Source organism: uncultured Amnibacterium sp. (genome assembly GCF_964250715.1).
GTDB lineage: Bacteria > Actinomycetota > Actinomycetes > Actinomycetales > Microbacteriaceae > Amnibacterium.
Genome location: NZ_CAXUGX010000001.1, coordinates 178100 through 194213, shown reverse-complemented (window position 1 = coordinate 194213; position 16114 = coordinate 178100). Strand labels below are relative to the sequence as shown.

At 72.8% G+C, this 16114-nt stretch carries 15 protein-coding genes; 8 read left to right on the top strand and 7 right to left on the bottom strand.

Translation table 11 applies throughout. The features are described 5' to 3' along the window. Positions 1 to 165: 165 nt before the first annotated feature. From ACFE7H_RS00890 to mtrA, 4 genes are all read right to left on the bottom strand, one after another. Positions 166 to 828, bottom strand: a complete 663-nt coding sequence (locus tag ACFE7H_RS00890) for a ComF family protein (RefSeq protein WP_375399309.1) — start codon at positions 826 to 828, stop codon at positions 166 to 168. Positions 829 to 980: 152 nt separating this feature from the next. Beyond that, positions 981 to 2669: a GerMN domain-containing protein gene (locus tag ACFE7H_RS00885; RefSeq protein ID WP_375399308.1), complete on the bottom strand. Its 1689-nt coding sequence runs from the start codon at positions 2667 to 2669 to the stop codon at positions 981 to 983. A 50-nt stretch (positions 2670 to 2719) separates the two neighbouring features. Further along, the gene (mtrB, locus tag ACFE7H_RS00880; RefSeq protein ID WP_375399307.1) at positions 2720 to 4447 is read right to left on the bottom strand and encodes an MtrAB system histidine kinase MtrB; all 1728 of its coding nucleotides are present in this window, start codon (positions 4445 to 4447) and stop codon (positions 2720 to 2722) included. A gap of 10 nt (positions 4448 to 4457) precedes the next feature. Beyond that, positions 4458 to 5138 (bottom strand): MtrAB system response regulator MtrA, encoded by a 681-nt coding sequence (mtrA, locus tag ACFE7H_RS00875; RefSeq protein ID WP_375399306.1) that lies wholly within the window; start codon positions 5136 to 5138, stop codon positions 4458 to 4460. Between the two features lie 164 nt (positions 5139 to 5302). On the opposite strand from mtrA, the gene ACFE7H_RS00870 reads away from it, so the two are divergent. The 7 genes from ACFE7H_RS00870 (at position 5303) to ACFE7H_RS00840 (ending at position 11677) form a co-directional block, all read left to right on the top strand. Further along, a complete protein-coding gene (locus ACFE7H_RS00870; protein WP_375399305.1) occupies positions 5303 to 6529 on the top strand; it encodes a hypothetical protein in 1227 nt (408 codons plus the stop codon). Beyond that, entirely contained in the window at positions 6526 to 7182 is a 657-nt protein-coding gene (locus ACFE7H_RS00865) for a DUF4129 domain-containing protein (RefSeq protein ID WP_375399304.1), read from the top strand. Before ACFE7H_RS00870 ends, ACFE7H_RS00865 begins: the two co-directional genes overlap by 4 nt. Further along, positions 7179 to 8477, top strand: coding sequence for a DUF4350 domain-containing protein (locus ACFE7H_RS00860; protein WP_375399303.1), 1299 nt, complete (start codon positions 7179 to 7181; stop codon positions 8475 to 8477). The genes ACFE7H_RS00865 and ACFE7H_RS00860 overlap by 4 nt, the downstream gene beginning before the upstream one ends. Continuing rightward, positions 8474 to 9427, top strand: a complete 954-nt coding sequence (locus ACFE7H_RS00855; RefSeq protein WP_375399302.1) for an AAA family ATPase — start codon at positions 8474 to 8476, stop codon at positions 9425 to 9427. Before ACFE7H_RS00860 ends, ACFE7H_RS00855 begins: the two co-directional genes overlap by 4 nt. 49 nt (positions 9428 to 9476) lie before the next feature. Beyond that, positions 9477 to 10808, top strand: coding sequence for a DUF58 domain-containing protein (locus tag ACFE7H_RS00850; protein WP_375399301.1), 1332 nt, complete (start codon positions 9477 to 9479; stop codon positions 10806 to 10808). Between the two features lie 89 nt (positions 10809 to 10897). Beyond that, positions 10898 to 11167: a DUF1778 domain-containing protein gene (locus ACFE7H_RS00845; protein WP_375399300.1), complete on the top strand. Its 270-nt coding sequence runs from the start codon at positions 10898 to 10900 to the stop codon at positions 11165 to 11167. A gap of 102 nt (positions 11168 to 11269) precedes the next feature. Further along, on the top strand, positions 11270 to 11677 hold the full coding sequence (locus tag ACFE7H_RS00840; RefSeq protein WP_375399299.1) for a GNAT family N-acetyltransferase: 408 nt from the start codon (positions 11270 to 11272) through the stop codon (positions 11675 to 11677). A gap of 61 nt (positions 11678 to 11738) precedes the next feature. Here the strand turns inward: ACFE7H_RS00840 and ACFE7H_RS00835 are convergent, their stop codons facing one another. After that, complete coding sequence (locus tag ACFE7H_RS00835; RefSeq protein WP_375399298.1) at positions 11739 to 12734, bottom strand: stage II sporulation protein M; 996 nt, start codon at positions 12732 to 12734, stop codon at positions 11739 to 11741. Positions 12735 to 12803: 69 nt separating this feature from the next. Between ACFE7H_RS00835 and ACFE7H_RS00830 the strand changes: the two genes are divergently transcribed. Continuing rightward, positions 12804 to 13640, top strand: coding sequence for an RDD family protein (locus ACFE7H_RS00830; protein WP_375399297.1), 837 nt, complete (start codon positions 12804 to 12806; stop codon positions 13638 to 13640). 113 nt (positions 13641 to 13753) lie between these two features. On the opposite strand, the gene ACFE7H_RS00825 is transcribed toward ACFE7H_RS00830, so the two are convergent. Beyond that, the gene (locus ACFE7H_RS00825) at positions 13754 to 14170 is read right to left on the bottom strand and encodes a hypothetical protein (protein WP_375399296.1); all 417 of its coding nucleotides are present in this window, start codon (positions 14168 to 14170) and stop codon (positions 13754 to 13756) included. A 261-nt stretch (positions 14171 to 14431) separates the two neighbouring features. After that, a complete protein-coding gene (gene ahcY / locus ACFE7H_RS00820) occupies positions 14432 to 15928 on the bottom strand; it encodes an adenosylhomocysteinase (protein WP_375399295.1) in 1497 nt (498 codons plus the stop codon). Between the last annotated feature and the right edge of the window lie 186 nt (positions 15929 to 16114).

Here is a 16114-nt window from a genome sequence, read left to right as displayed (position 1 = left end):
TCCCCGATGAGCGGCGCGTCGCCTCGGTTCGGAGGGCCGCGACGCACGTCCGTGAAGGCGTGTGCGTGGTCCGTGAGGCGGTCTTGTTCGCCGTATCCGCACCCTACGGCGGCGACCGGTGCGCTGTCTGCACTGCGTCGTGAATCGATGCTCGGGGTCGGTGCATCACTGCTCGGTGCCGATGGGTCGGTGCTCGGGAGTGCTGGCCAACGTGATGGCACCGAGGACCGTGCCGCCCGCCTGCCGCACCGCGCGCGCCGCGTCGAGCAGCGTCGCGCCTGTCGTGACGACGTCGTCGACCAGAACCACCCGCAGCCCGGCCGCCGCGGGTGCGGCGCGCATGCTGCCCGCGGCGTTCAGGAGGCGAGCCGCCCGCGCGAGGGACGCCTGGTCGGAGGCTCGGCGCTGCAGCGACAGCAGCCGGACGGCGGGAAGCCGCGCCCGATGCAGCAGCACGGCCACCGGGTCGTAGCCCCGCTCGACCGCGGAACGCCGGGTGGGTGGCATCGGGACCAGGGCGACCGGCGCCGCCAGGGGCTCGAGCGCGTGCCGCGCGGCGACGCCGAGCGCACCCGACAGGGGCCCGGCCAGATCGGTGCGACCCGAATTCTTGAACGCGAGGACCGCCGCCCGTGCGACGCCGTCGTATTCGACACCGCTGACCACCGTGCCGACGCCCGCCACGCTTCGAGAGCGCGGCCGCACCTGCAGCAGCGCCGCGCACGTCCCACAGAGTGTGCGACCGGGCGACCCGCAGCCCACGCAGTCCACCGGCAGCACCAGGTCGACCAGTTCCAGGGCCGCCGAACGCCAGCCCGATCCCGCCACGACGAGCAGTGTGCTGCGCACTCACTCCGCGCGGGCGGCGTGACCGGCAGACCGGGCGAAAACCGGCGTCGCTCCCCGATTGGGGAGGAGCGGACGGGGAGGAGCGGATGGGAAGTGCGGCGGGGCAGGGAGCAGGCCAGGGAGCAGGCGGGTCAGCGCTGCACGGCCAGCAGGGAGACGCCGGTGCCGATGGTGCGCCACGCCTCGTCGTAGCGGGCGAGGCCGCCACCTCGCAGCAGCACCGTCAGTTCGCTCCGCCCGGCGCCGCCGACGATGGCGGTGGCGTCGCCCGGCCGAGCCAATGGCACCGATTGGGCGCCGCCCACCTGCACCTGGGTCACCTGATCGCCGTCGGCGGTACTGGTCAGTGCCGCGACGGTGCCGGAGTCGACCCAGGTGGCATCGAGGCCCCGCGCACCCGGTGCAGGTACCGCGTACCACTGCGACGAGAGGCCGATCGGGGCACCTTTGGCATCGCGCTCGATGCCGATCACCCGGCCGACCGGGCCGGCCTGCGTCGCAAGCAGCACCAGCAACCGGGTGCCGTCGCGCGACACCTCGATCGTGTCGATCGACTGCGCAGCGCCGAACGGCCCGTGCAGGTGCTGCGCCCGGTCGTGGCCGTGGAACGCCATCAGGCCGTCGGGATCGTCGCGCGGCACCGACCACGTCCAGCCGAGCGGGTCGAGGGAGGGGTCGATCAGGCCGTCCCGAGCGTCGACGAGCGCATGCGCGGTGGGGGTCACGACGCGCACCCCGTCCGCGGTGCGCACAGCGGCGATCCGCAGCCGATCGGAGACGGTCGCGCCGAGCGGCCCGACCGCCTGCACCTGCCGCCCCAGCACCGTGTCGCGGCGCAGGATGGAGCCCTCCAGAAAGCCGACCGCCGCCCCGCGACGGATGAGCGGATTCGGGTCGGGCGAGTCGGTCTGCCCAGCCGGCGTCCCCGTGCTCGCCTGCTGCACGCCGTCGACGGACACCTGCACATCGCTCACGGCCGGCAGGGAGGACTGCACCTGCGTGCGGATGCGCTGCACCGTCACGGCGGGCAGGGGCGACGGCGTGGTGACGTCGACGGCGGCGACTCCGGAGGTCACTCGCACGCTCGTCACGCGGCTGCCCGTCGGGAACGCCGACACGGCCACGGGCGCGGCGATGGGGCCGGCCGGACCAGCCGCCAGGCCGGCGAGCACCGCGTGGGGCACGTCGGCGGAGTTCGCGTACCAGCGCAGGTCGGGAACGGTGCGGGTGAAGGTGGGATCGAAGAAGGTGAGCGGCGTCGGGGAGAACAATTTGTCGAAGTTCACCTGCAGCAACACGATGCCGGCCGGCGCGCTCGCGATACGCCAGCCCTTGGCGGTCTTCGTCAGCTGCATGCGCAGGGCCACCGACCTGGGCTTGACCGCGCCCGACGAGGAAGGATCAGCGGTCGTCGTATACGAACCGCGGGCGTCGACCCGCGCCACGGTCGGCACCGTGACCGTGTACGCATCGCTCCCCGACCGGGTGACGCTGTAGTTGGTGGCGTGCACCAGCACCCGGGCGTTCGGATCCCACTGCGTGGCGAGTGCGGGCGTGAGGAACGAGCGGGCGACCCCGTACCCGTTGTTCTTGCCGATGGCGGACTTCTGACCGGTGCCGGCATCGATGAAGCCACGGACGATGTCCGTGGGCGAGGCGTTGCCGGCCGGGCCGCGCGGGGTGAACGACGACGCGCCCTGCACGTCGGCGTTCTGCACGACGCCGACGTTCACGCCGCCGCTGACGGGGATGCCGGCGCAGCCGGCCAGCAGCAGTGCGACCGCCACGGCGAGCACCGCGGCGGCGCGCCGGGTGGGCACAGCGGAGCCGTATCGCACGGACACAGCGCGCCTGATCGACGGAGGGCGCCTCATGAGCGCACCCGCTCACGCCGGCGAGCGGGTCGGACCGCGGGACCGGCGGCGCGGGCATCCGGCGGGACGAGCGCGATGGGCGACTCGCCCGCGGGCACGGCGGTCGCCCGCGGCAGCGTGAGGACGAAGTGGGCACCCTGGCCCGGCGCGCTCCACACCTCCAGCGTGCCGCCGTGCAGCTGCGCGTCCTCCAGACTGATCGCGAGCCCGAGTCCCGTGCCGCCGATACGACGATGCCGCGAGGGATCCGCCCGCCAGAAGCGGTCGAACACCCGCAGCGTCTGCGGCCCGGTCATTCCCACGCCGTGGTCCCGCACTCCGAGCGCAACGGCCGTCGCGGAGCTGTCGATCGTGGCGACGACCGGTCGGCCCTCCCCGTGCTCGATCGCGTTGGCCAGCAGGTTGCGCACGATGCGGGCCACGCGCCGCGCATCCATCTGCACCTCACCGTGGCCGCCCGGGGTCTCCAGGCGCACCTCGGTGCCGGTCTGCTCGGCCAGATTGCCGAGCGCGTCCACCGCCTCGCGCACCACGTCCACCACCGATCCCGGCTCGACGCTGAGCTCCGCCGCGTGCGCATCCATGCGGCTGATCTCCAGCAGGTCGGCCAGCAGCGACTCGAACCGCTGCACCTGCGCGCGGAGCAGCTCCGCCGATCGGGCCGTCGGTGCGTCGAAGCGGTCCCGTCGGTCGTAGAGCACGTCGCTGGCCAGCCGGATGGTCGTGAGCGGCGTCCGCAGTTCGTGGCTGACGTCGGAAACGAAGCGCTGCTGCACGCGCGACAGGTTGGCGAGCTGGGTGATCTGGCGCTGCAGGCCGTCGGCCATGTGATTGAAGGAGCGCGCCAGCGTGGCCACCACGTCTTCGCCGCGCTCGGGGATGCGGCGGTCGAGCCGGCCGCCGGCAAGCTGCTCGCTGACCGCGGCGGCCTGCCGCACCGGGACGACGATCAGGCGGACGACGAGCAGGGTGACGGCGCCGATCAGCAGCACGAGCGCGGCACCGCCGAGCAACAGCGTGCGCTGCACGAAGTCGAGGGTGCTCTGCAGATCCTCGAAGTCGTAGACGAGGAACAGCTCGTACTGCCCCCCGGCACCCGGAATCTGCAGGGTCGAGCCGACGATGATCCCGGGATGCACCGCGCCGCTGGCGACCGGGATGCCCACCGACTGCCAGTGGGTGCCGCTCGGGGTGCGGGTGACCGCGCGTTGCAACTCCTCGCTGGGCGACGTGGAGATCCCGTCGCCGCTCGCCCGGGTCTGCAGCAGGACCGGTCCGGGGCCGTCGGCCGCCTGCAGGGCGTACCCGCTGGAGGCGGCCGCCGTGGTCTGCGCGGCCTGCAGCGCATTGTCCGCGACGGCGCCGGCCGCTGCGGAATCGGCGGCCGGCGACGCCTGGAACAGCTTGGTGGCGACATCCGTCGCCCGCTCCGACTGCACCAGGGCCTGCTGCACCCGGTCCTCGAAGATGGCCCGACTGACGGTGAACGAGACGTAGGTGCCGACCGCGAGCAGGGCGACCGCGGACAGCAGCACGCTGCCGGTCACCGTGCGCACCTGCAGCGAGCGACGCCAGAAGTGGACGACGGCGAGGAACGGAGCCGCGATGGAACGGCGTGCCTGCAGCAGGCGCAAGCCGGGCGTCACCACGACCCGCTGGCCCGGCCGCCGTTCGACGGTCACGGGCTCGCGGAACGGCCTGTCCAACTCCGATCGCAGCGCCACGGGACGAGCCTCAGCCCGCGGCACCGGCGCGGTAGCCGACTCCGCGAACCGTCGAGACGATGCGCGGCTGCTCCGGGTCCTGCTCGACCTTGGCGCGCAGGCGCTGCACGTGCACGTTCACGAGGCGGGTGTCCGCCTTGTAGTGGTAGCCCCACACCTGCTCGAGCAGCATCTCGCGGGTGAAGACCTGGTGGGGCTTGGCGGCCAGCGCGTACAGCAGGTCGAATTCGAGCGGGGTGAGGGCGATCGGCGTCCCGCCCCGCCGCACCTCGTGGCCGGCGGCGTCGAGCGTCAGGTCGCCGATCCGCAGCAGGGTGCCCGGCGCGGCGGTGACGGGCCGCAGCCGCACGCGGATGCGGGCGACGAGCTCCTTGGGGTCGAACGGCTTGACGATGTAGTCGTCGGCACCCGACTCCAGCCCCTCCACCACGTCGGTGGTGTCGGACTTGGCCGTCAGCATGATGATCGGCACCCCGCTGTCGGTGCGGATCGCGCGGCACACCTCGATGCCGTCCATGCCGGGCAGCATCAGGTCGAGCAGCACCAGGTCCGGGTCGAGGACACGGAACAGGTCCATCGCCTCGCCGCCGTCGGCGCAGAACGACGGCTCGAACCCTTCCGTGGTCAGCACGATGCCGATCATCTCGGCCAGCGCCGTGTCGTCGTCGACGACCAGGATGCGCCCGGTCATGCGCCTCGTCTCGTGTTGCCACCGCCGCCGGACCGTGGCGGGTCACGTCATGGTAACGCCAGCGCCGCGCCACGGCGGGGGCGTGCAACGAGGGGAGACGGCGGCACGCGGAGGGGCGGAGGATGACGACCGTGTGACGGCGGATCCGTGACACGATGCTCGACGTGGCTGGTCAGGGCGATGAATGGACGCCGCCGGGCGCTCCTGCTTCCCCGCAGGCCGGCCAGTCACTCCCACGGTCGACGGGCCAGGAGGCGCCGCCCCGGTTCGGTGTGCGGGTTCCCTCCTCTGCGCCGGACACGCCGCCGCAGGCGGTCGCCGTTGCGCCGCTCGGCGGCGGCAACAGCAGCAGCGGCTGGACTCCGCCGCCGAAGCCGGGCCTGATCCCGCTGCATCCGCTGGGCTTCGGCACGCTGCTCGGCACCGCGTTCAGTGCCATCCGGTGGAACGCGCGGGCGCTCGTCGCCCCCGCCGTCGTCGTGTCACTGCTGCAGAGTGCGATCAGCGTGCTCGGCCTGCAGACGACGCTGATCGGTGTCGCCAGCCGATTCTTCGACGCGAGCGACGCGGATCGCCAGGCGATCGTCGCCGGAGGGGTCGGGCAGCTGCTGCTCGCGAGCGGAGCGGTGCTGGCGGTCAGCACGGTCTTCACCGCCCTGATGCAGGGCCTCGTGGTCGTCGTGGTGGCACGCGGGGCGCTCGGGCAGAAGCCGACGATCCGCGCGGTGCTGGCGCGGGTGGGCCGCCGGTTCTGGCGCCTGCTGCTGTACTCCCTGCTCGAGAGCGTCGCGTTGGTGGTCGGCTTCACCGTGATCGCCGGGCTCGCCGCCCTGCTGGGTGTGGCGGTCGGCGTCGCCGCCGGCCAGACGGCGGGGGTGGTGCTGGCGATCGTGCTGCTCGTGCTCGGCGCGCTCGGCGGCATCGTGCTGACGGTGTGGATCGGCGTGAGGATCGCCGTGGCACCGAGCGTGATCGTGCTAGAGCGAGCGGGCATCGTCGCTGCCGTCCGGCGGTCGTGGCGCCTGACCCGCGGATCGTTCTGGCGCACGTTCGGCCTGATCGCCCTGCCGCGGCTGATCATCCAGGTGGTCGCCGGCGTGATCAGCCTGCCGTTCCAACTGCTCGGCTCGCTGCTGACCACACTCGTCCTGCCGAACGGCGCCACCGGCGACACCGGGGCCCTGCTGCAGACCTCGATCCTCGCCGCGCTGCCGGCGAGCGCCGTGACGGCGATCGTCGCCGGTATCGGCCTGATCGCCGAGGTCGCGGCGATCGCCCTGCTCTACATCGACCTGCGGATGCGCACCGACGGCCTGGACATCCGCCTGCGCACCCTGGTCGAGTCCGGCGAGGTGGGCGAGCAGGACCCGTACGGCCCGCCGCCCGCATGACGGCTGTGGCACTGCTCGCGCCGTGGTCGGTCCCCCTGCAGCCGGACGGTCCGGACGGCCGCCGCCTGCTGGTCGACGAGCTGGCCAAGCAGCCCTACCAGGCGGCCAGGCCGACCCCGTTCGACCTGCTCGCGCAGGCCGTCGGCCGGTTCCTCGCCTCGCTGTTCGGGAGGAGCGGCGACCCCGCGTCGCGGGTGCTGCTGGTGGTCGGCGTGCTGGTCGTCGTCGCCCTGCTGGTCGCGGCACTGCTGCTGTACGGCCTGCCCCGGGTCAACCGCCGCAGCCGCCTGGCCGGGGACGCCCTGTTCGGAGCCGCCGATCGGCGCAGCGCCGCGCAGATCCGGGCCGCCGCCGCCCGGGCCGCCGCCACCGGCGACCACTCCCTGGCGGTGGTGGAGGCGTTCCGCGCGCTGGCACGAGGACTGGAGGAGCGGACGCTCGTCTCCCTGTCCCCCGGTACGACCGCCGTCGGCTTCGCCCGCTCCGCAGCCGGGCCCCTGCCCACCGAGACCGCGGCCCTGCGCGATGCGGCGAGCGCCTTCGACGACGTCCGCTACGCGGGCAGGCCCGGCACCGAGGCGCAGTGGCGGCAGATCACGGCCCTGGACGAGCGCGCCGAGGCGACCCGCCCGCAGCTCGTCCCGCTGCCGTGAGCGCGCCGACGCTCGCCCGCGCGGCGCCCGTCACTCCGACTGTCCGGCAGAGCCTCGGGCGGTGGCGATTCGCGGTCGTTGCCGTGGTCCTGGTGCTGCTCGGCACCCTCGCGGTCGCTCTGGTCAGCCGGGGCGGGTCGTCGACGGCGGACTTCGCTCCGGACAACGCCCATCCGGCGGGCGGCCGGGCCCTCGCCCAGGTGCTGACGGCGCAGGGCGTCCAGGTGCGGTCGGTCGGCCGGCTGGCTGCCGCGATCGCGGATCCGCAGTCCACCCTGCTGGTGGACGACTCCGCCGGTCTGCTGACCGCAGCCCAGTGGCGGCGGGTGCTCGCGAGTACGGGTCGGCTGATCGTGGTCGGGCCGGCGTTCACCGCGCTGCGCGTCGTGGCACCCGGAGTGGATCAGTCCGGCCTCGTGACCGCGACCACGGTGCGGCCGGGCTGCACGGTGGCGGCGGCGGTGCGATCCGGCGCGCTGCGCCTGCCGGACACGGCGACGGGGCTGCGGTTGGCCGCAGGCCGGCCGGGGTCCACCTGCTATCGGGCGCCGGGCGAGGGCGCCCAGCTGGTCCGCGTCCGCACGGGCGAGACGACCGTACTGCTGCTCGCGAGCAGCGCCCCGTTCACGAACGAGCACATCGCGGTCGCCGGCAACGCCGCCCTGGCCCTCAACCTGCTGGGCGCGACGCCCGAATTGACCTGGTACCGGCCCAGCCCGCTCGACGTCCCCGGCGCGGCGGCACCCACGCTCGCCGACCTGACGCCCGCCTGGGTCACGCCGCTCGCGATCCTGCTGCTGCTCGCCGGAGTGGCGGCCACGGTCTGGCGGGGCCGGCGGTTCGGGCCGCTGGTCGTCGAACGGCTACCGGTGATCGTGCGCGCCCGCGAGACGGTGGAGGGACGCGCCCGGCTCTACCAGCGCGGCGGCGACCGGCTGCGCGCCGCGGACGCGCTGCGCATCGGCGTGCTCGGCCGCATCGCACCGCTGCTCGGGCTGTCCCGCCGCACCGACGTCGAGGATGTGGCGCGCGCCGCCGCGGCCGCCACCGGGCGACCGGCCGCCGCCGTGCGCGACACCCTGCTGGCCGCCTCCCCGGGCAGCGAGCGGGACCTGATCGCCCTCAGCGATCGCCTCGCCGACCTGGAACGGGCGGTGCGGGCCGCCGCCATCGGCCCCACGCGCCCCACGACTCCGGCCCCGCAGGACCGTGAGGCCACTCCACCTCCTCAGACCTCCCGGGCTCCGCAGAGCCCGCACGCCCCTCCGGCCCCGCATGAAAGGGAACCCGAATGACCGACGATCTCCGCGACGCATTCCTCGCCGTCCGCACCCAGGTCGGCCGTGCGGTGGTCGGCCAGGACGCCGCCGTCACGGCGCTGATGATCGCACTGCTGGCCCGCGGCCACGTGCTGCTGGAGGGGGTGCCCGGCGTCGCGAAGACCCTGCTGGTGCGGGCGCTGTCGGCGTCGCTGGCCCTCGAGACCAAGCGCGTGCAGTTCACTCCCGACCTGATGCCGGGCGACATCACGGGTTCGACGGTCTTCGACGCCGCCTCCGGTCGATTCGACTTCCGGCCCGGTCCGGTGTTCACCAATCTGCTGCTCGCCGACGAGATCAACCGCACCCCGCCGAAGACGCAGTCCGCGCTGCTGGAGGCGATGGAGGAGCGGCAGGTGACGGTCGACGGCGTCTCGCGGCCCCTGCCGGCGGTGTTCCTGGTCGCCGCCACCCAGAACCCCGTGGAGTACGAAGGGACCTACTCGCTGCCCGAGGCGCAGCTGGACCGCTTTCTGCTGAAGGCGGTGCTCGACCTGCCGCCCCGCGAGGCGGAGGTGGAGGTGCTCACCCGGCACGCGGCCGGGTTCGATCCGCGCGACCTGGCCGCCGCCGGCGTGCATCCGGTGCTCAGCCCGGCGCAGCTCGCCGCCGCTCAGGCCGCGGTACTGCGGGTGTCGAGCAGCCCCGACGTGCTCGGCTACGCCGTGGACCTGGTGCGCGGCACCCGCGCGGCGCCGTCCGTGCAGATCGGGGTCTCCCCCCGCGGAGCGACGGCGCTGCTGGCGGCCGCCAAGTCGTGGGCGTGGCTGCGCGGCGCCGACAGCGTGACCCCGGACCACATCCAGGAGGTCGCTCTGCCCGTGCTGCGCCACCGCATCCGACTGCGTCCCGAGGCGGAGCTGGAGGGGGTCTCGGTCGACGCCGTGCTCACGACCGTGCTGTCGTCGGTGCAGGTGCCGCTGTGAGCGGTGGCGCTGTGAGCGGTGCCCGTGTCAGCACGGTGAGCGGCTCGGCGTGCTGATCACCGGGCGCGTGCCGCTGCTCGTGGTGGTGGGCGCGGTTCCGGTGGTGGTGCTGGGCGCCGCGATCCCCGACGCGGCCGTCGCGGTGCTGCTTGCGTGGCTGGCGCTCGTCGTGCTGCTGCTCGTCGTCGATGTGGCGGTCGCGGCCTCGCCCAGAGCGGTGGCGCTCGAGCGGCGGTCGCCGGACTCGGTTCGGCTCGGGGAGCCGGCAGAGGTCCTGCTGCTGGTCACGAGCGCGGGCGGCCGACCCATCCGCGGCGCACTGCGGGACGCATGGCAGCCCTCCGCCGGAGCGAGCCCCACCCGCTGGCCGCTCGACCTGCCCGCCGGCGAGCGGCGGGCCTTCGGAGCGACGCTCGTGCCGACGCGCCGCGGCGAGCGCCGCGTGCAGCAGGTGACCGTGCGATCGATGGGGCCGCTGCGCCTCGCGGGCCGCCAGGCGACGCTGTCGGCGCCGGGCGCTATCCGCGTGCTGCCGCCCTTCAACTCGCGCAGGCACCTGCCGTCGCGACTGGCGCGCCTGCGCGAGCTGGACGGACGCACCCTGCTGCAGGTGCGCGGCGCGGGCACCGAGTTCGATTCGCTGCGGGAGTACGTGCGGGGCGACGACATGCGCTCGATCGACTGGCGCGCCACCGCCCGCCGCCCCGACCTGCCGGGTGCCGGCCGAACGCTGATGGTGCGCACATGGCGGCCGGAGCGCGACCGCCGCATCGTCGTGGTCGTGGACGCGGGGCGCGCCTCCGCCGCACGGATCGGCGACGAGCCTCGGCTGGACACGGCGTTCGAGGCGACCCTGCTGCTGACCGCCCTGGCGACCCGGGCCGGCGATCGCGTGGACCTGTTGGTGTGGGACCGCCGCCTGCGCGCTCGGGTGCACGACGCGCCGCCGTCGGACGTGCTGCACCGCATGGTGGAGGCGATGGCGCCGGTGGAGCCGGAGCTGCTGGAGACGGACTGGAGTGCCGTGCCGGCGCAGGTGCGCGCGCTGACCGCGCAGCGGGCCCTCGTGGTCCTGCTGACCCCGCTAGAAGGTGCGGGCTCCGCGCGCGGCCTGCTGGCCGTCCTGCCGCAGTTGACGAGGCGCCACACCGTGCTCGTCGCCGCGGTCAGTGATCCGGATGTGCAGCGACTGACCTCGGATCGGCGCGACCGGGACTCGGTCTTCCTGGCGGCCGCCGCCGAGCGCAGCCTGCTGGACGCCGCCCGGCTGGCCGACGCGGTGCGCCGATCGGGCGCCGACGTCGTCAGTGCGACTCCCGCCGACCTGCCGCCGGCCCTCGCCGACCGCTACCTGGCCCTGAAGGCAGCCGGCCGCCTCTGATCGCGCCCCGCGACGACCGGATCAGGAGCGTCTCTCTCCTCGCAGGACTCAGTATCTGGATGTACGGATAATTGCCGTACACTTGCGCCATGCCGATCAAGACGCAACGCCTCGAGCTGCGGTTGACGGACGACCAGAAGATGGACATCGAGCGGGCGGCGGCGATCGCTGGGCGCACCGTCACCGACTTCTCGGTGTCCGTCCTGACCGAGGAGGCGGCCGAGGTCCTGCGACGCGACCACGAACTGACGCTGCCCAAGACGGCATGGGACGAGTTCGGGCGAGCGATCGAGCAGCCCGCGCGCCCGCTCAAGGCCTTCGCCGAACTGCTGCGCCGCGATTCCGTCTTCGTCGAGTAGGGCGTGCGGCTCCGCAGGCCCCGCCCCATCCGGCCGAGCGACGACAGCTCGTCCTTTCAATGCGGTGAGCCTGCCCTCGACAGGTGGATCCAGCTCAGGGCGGTGAAGAACGAGACGAACGGGGCGTCGCGCACCTTCGTCAGTCTCGACGAGGACGCAGGGGTCGTCGCCGGCTATTACTGCCTCTCCGCCGGATCCCTGCAACGTGAGGACGCTCCCGGCGCGGTACGGAGGAACATGCCGAGTCCCATCCCTACTGTGCTGATCGGCCGCCTGGCAGTGGATCAGCGATACCGGGGTGTGGGCCTCGGCGCCTCACTGCTGCAGGACGCCGCACTCAAGAGCATCGAGGCGAGCCGCCTCATCGGGGCGAGAGCCATCCTGGTGGACGCGCTCTCAGAGACTGCCGTGCGGTTCTACCAGCGATACGACTTCACACTCATGCCCGACAGCCGGCGGGCCCTGTACCTGCTCATCGACGACGCCGAGAAGACGATCACCTCACTCTGAGCTGCTGTTCGCCCAGAAGTGGCACGGATACGGACGAAGTACCCGCCACGACAGGCGCGGGTCAGGCGGCCGCGATGCAGCGGGCGCCGGCGGCGAACTCGTCCAGGTCGCCGGTCTGGCCCGCCCGCGTCGCTCGACGGCCGACGGCCAGCATGTAGGTGAGGAACGCCGCCAGGGCGAGCGCTCCGATGCCGATCTTCACCGGCCAGGGCAGGGGCGACGGGGTCACGAAGCCCTCGATGCAGCCGGACACGAACAGGGAGACCGTCAGTCCGACCGCGACCGTGAACAGGGCGCGGCCGTCCTCGGCGAGCGCCTGGCCGCGCGATCGGGCGCCCGGCGCGATCCATGCCCAGAAGATGCGCATCCCCGCGGCGGCGGCCACGAACAGGCTGGTCAGCTCCAGCAGGCCGTGCGGCGCGATGTAGAGGAAGAACGTGTCCGCGCGGCCGTAGGCGATCAGGATGCCGCCGTCGATACCGATGTTCTGCGCGTTCTGCAGCACGATCACCGGCACGAACAGCCCCAGCACGCCGAACGCGATGCACTCCGCCGCCAGCAGTGCGTTGTGCGTCCACACCTCGCCGGTGAACGAGGCGGCCGGGTTCTCGCTGTAGTAGTCGACGAAGTCGTGATCGACCAGCTTCTTCAGCGTCGCCGGATCGCCGATCGCCGCCTGCACCGCCGGGCTGTTCGCCGCCCAGACGCCGTAGACGACTGCGACGACTGCGGTGATGACCGCGATGGCGAGCGTCCACCACCGCAACCGGTAGAGCGCCGCCGGCAACTGCAGCACGGCGAAGCGCGGCACGCTGCTCAGCAGATTCGCTCCGGTGCCGGTGAAGCGGATGCGGGCCCTGGACAGGGTGATCGACAGCCGGTCCGTCAGGGGCGTGGGGCCGGCCGTGGCGGTGATCGCGGCCAGGTCCGCCGCCGCGTCCTGGTAGCGCAGGATCAGCTCATCCGCCTCGCGGCCGCCCAGGCGGCGTGTGCGCGCGAGCGTGTCGAGCCTGGCCCACTCCTGCTCGCGCGCTGCGCGGAGCGCGTCCAGGTCCACGGCACGATGGTAACCACGGCGCGCACGGCGCCGTGCGGGAGGACCAGGCGCGATGGAACGGCAAGCGGCGTGACGGACTCGTGGACCGCGCCGACCGACCTCGGCATCGTCACCGGCGAGGCCGTGAGCGTCGACGTGCGGCCGACCGGCTACGCCCTGCGCGCCGCCGGTGCGGCCATCGACGTCGCCGCCGAGGTGCTGCTGGCGATCGGCCTCTTCCTGGGCATCGGTGTGCTGTCGCTCGTGGCCGGGCTCGACGACGGCCTCGGCAGCGCCCTGGCGGTGATCGTGCTCGTGTTCTCGTTCGTGATCGCACCCGCGGTGCTCGAGACCGCGACGCACGGCCGGTCGCTCGGCAAGCTGGTGGTCGGCGGCCGAATCGTCCGGGTGGACGGCGGCGCGATCTCGGCCCGGCACGCGTTCATCCGGGCGTTGGTCGGCACGGTGGAACTGGTCGTCACCTTCGGAGGCATCGCCGCGCTGACGGGGCTCGTCACGCGCAAGGCGCAGCGGCTGGGCGACCTGCTGGCCGGCACGATCAGCCAGTTGGAGCGGATGCCCAAGGTGCCGAGCACCGCCTTCTCGGTCCCCGCGGAGTTGCGCGACTGGTCCGTCACCGCCGACGTCGCGCGACTGCCTGATCGCCTTGCCCGACGGATCGCGTCCTTCCTGATCCAATCCGGTCGGATGAGCGCGACGAGCCGGGACCGGCTGGCGAGCGATCTGTTGGCCGAGGCGGCGCCGTTCGTGGCGCCGATACCCGACGCGGCGCCACGGCTGGTGTTGGCGGCGGTGGCGGCGGTGCGGCGCGAACGCGAACTGGCGGCGCTCACCGCCGAGCAGACGCGCATGGAGCGCCTCGGCGACGTGCTGACCGCCAACCCGAACGGCTTCCCCGACCGCTGAACCGCGCCGGGGACTTCACGCGGTACTGCGGGCTTGACGCGGTGGGCATGCCTCCTGCGCGAATGCACCGGTACCGCACGAGCTGGGAGTGGCGCCTGCGAGCGGCTCTAGCCTCAGCTGGGGTTGATGGCGATCCAGGTGGCGATGATGCCGGTGAAGCCGACCAGTGCGGTAACGACGGTGGAGGAGGCGAGCAGACCGGCGCGTCGCTGGATGGCGGCGGTCATGGTGCGGGCCGCGGCACGGACAGCGGGCTCCAGGCTCAACTGGGCCGCCTCCAGGGTGGGGTGGACTGTCTCGACGGTGCCCCGCCAATCGCGGACCTGGAACCCGGCGGCAGTGCGCTCGATCGTGCCGGCGATGCGGGAATCGGCGTCGGTGCCGGTCTCACCGATGCGGGCGGTCCAGAGACCGTCGCGAGAGGTCGTCCACGACAAGACTTGAGTGGCCTGCGCCGTCTGGGGCTGCAGGTATGACGCCGCGGTGCTGCGACGGATGCGGACGGTGGTCCCTGCGCTGAGAACGCTCATCGTTGTGTCTCCCCGGTACGGTGGCGCCCCCGCGCCTCGTACCCCTGACAGTAGAAATTCAGGGGTACGGAGGCAAGCCGAGGAGGGTACAGAAACCTCGTTCTCCCCCGAATAACCCTTGGATTGGGGGTACATGCCGGGGTACGGCTGTACCCCTCCCAGCGTTCACGCGCCCAGCACACGCCCGTTCGGGACACGCACTCCCCGGCGCCGGGGTGTGCGTGTCTCCCGCGGGTGTGCGAGTCGGAGGGATCCCGCCCGTCAGTAGCGGTAGTCGTCGCGCTTGAACGGCCCGGCGGGGTCGACGCCGATGTACTGCGCCTGCTCGTCGGACAGCTCGGTCAGCCGCACGCCGAGCGCGTCCAGGTGCAGGCGCGCCACCTTCTCGTCCAGCAGTTTGGGCAGCACCGAGACGCCGACCGGGTAGGCCGCACCGTCGGCGAACAACTCGATCTGGGCCAGCACCTGATTGGCGAAGCTGGTCGACATGACGAAGGAGGGGTGCCCAGTCGCGTTGCCGAGGTTCATCAGTCGCCCCTCGGAGAGCACCAGCACGCTGCGCCCTGTGGGCAGTCGCCACTCGTGCACCTGCGGCTTGATCTGCACCGTGTCGACGCCGGAGACAGCGGCGAGGCCCGCCAGGTCGATCTCGTCGTCGAAATGCCCGACGTTCGCCACGACCGCCAGGTGCTTGAGGCCCAGCAGGTGGTCGGCGGTGACGACGCGGGTGTTGCCGGTGGCGGTGATCAGAATGTCGATCTGCTCCACCACGTCGTCCAGCCGCGCCACCTGGAAGCCGTCCATCGCCGCCTGCAGGGCGTTGATGGGGTCCACCTCGCTGACGATCACCCGGGCGCCCTGACCTCGCAGCGCCTCCGCGGCTCCCTTGCCGACGTCGCCGTAGCCGGCGACGAAGACGGTCTTGCCGCCGATCAGCACGTCCGTGGCGCGGTTCAGCCCGTCGGGGAGGGAGTGGCGGATGCCGTAGCGGTTGTCGAACTTGCTCTTGGTGACCGAGCCGTTGACGTCCATCGCCGCGAAGAGCAGCTGCCCGGCCTCGGACAGCTCGTGCAGGCGATGCACCCCGGTCGTGGTCTCCTCGGTGACCCCGCGGATGCCTGCCGCGATGCGCTGCCAGCGGTCGGGCTCCCGATCCAGCGATCGGCGCAGCACGTCGAGTACCACCGCATACTCGGCGGAGTCGGCTGCGGTCGTCGCCGGGACGGCGCCCGCGCGCTCGAACTGGGCACCGCGGTGCACCAGCAGGGTCGCATCGCCGCCATCGTCGAGCAGCATGTTGGGGCCGGCGAAGTCCGTCCCCGCGGCGGCGGACTCGGCGCTCCAGTCGAAGATTCGCTCCGTGCAGGCCCAGTACTCTGTCAGCGTCTCGCCCTTCCAGGCGAAGACCGGAACGCCTGCCGGCTGCTCCGGTGTGCCGGTGGGTCCCACGACCACGGCGGCGGCAGCCTCGTCCTGGGTGGAGAAGATGTTGCAGCTGGCCCACCGCACGCTGGCGCCGAGCGCGGTCAGCGTCTCGATCAGCACCGCCGTCTGCACCGTCATATGAAGGGAGCCGGCGATACGTGCGCCGGCAAGCGGCTGCGTGGGGCCGAACTCGTCGCGCAGGCGCATCAGCCCGGGCATCTCGTGCTCGGCGAGCCGGATCTGGTGCCGCCCGGCCTCGGCGAGCGCGAGGTCGGCGACCAGGTGGTCGATCTGGCGTGCATGGTCGGCGCGCGGCGCCTCCGTGATACTCATGCCCACCATCCTCCCATCGCCCGCCGACCGCCGTCCGTGAGCGGGCAAGGTGCGCTTCCGCGGCTCCGAACGGACTCATTCCGGTACTTCAAATGAAGTGAACACGTGTTCTATGAAACGTCAATTTGTATTGTACACTATCGAACATGACACAGCAAGACGGAGCGGATGATCCACCCGACGAGG

Excerpts from the sequence above, each read along its gene's own strand:
- ACFE7H_RS00825 (WP_375399296.1), bottom strand. The coding sequence starts at position 14,170 with ATGAGCGTTCTCAGCGCAGGGACCACCGTCCGCATCCGTCGCAGCACC.
- mtrA (WP_375399306.1), bottom strand. The coding sequence starts at position 5,138 with ATGACCGGGCGCATCCTGGTCGTCGACGACGACACGGCGCTGGCCGAG.
- ACFE7H_RS00855 (WP_375399302.1), top strand. The coding sequence starts at position 8,474 with ATGACCGACGATCTCCGCGACGCATTCCTCGCCGTCCGCACCCAGGTC.
- ACFE7H_RS00865 (WP_375399304.1), top strand. The coding sequence starts at position 6,526 with ATGACGGCTGTGGCACTGCTCGCGCCGTGGTCGGTCCCCCTGCAGCCG.
- ahcY (WP_375399295.1), bottom strand. The coding sequence starts at position 15,928 with ATGAGTATCACGGAGGCGCCGCGCGCCGACCATGCACGCCAGATCGAC.
- ACFE7H_RS00845 (WP_375399300.1), top strand. The coding sequence starts at position 10,898 with ATGCCGATCAAGACGCAACGCCTCGAGCTGCGGTTGACGGACGACCAG.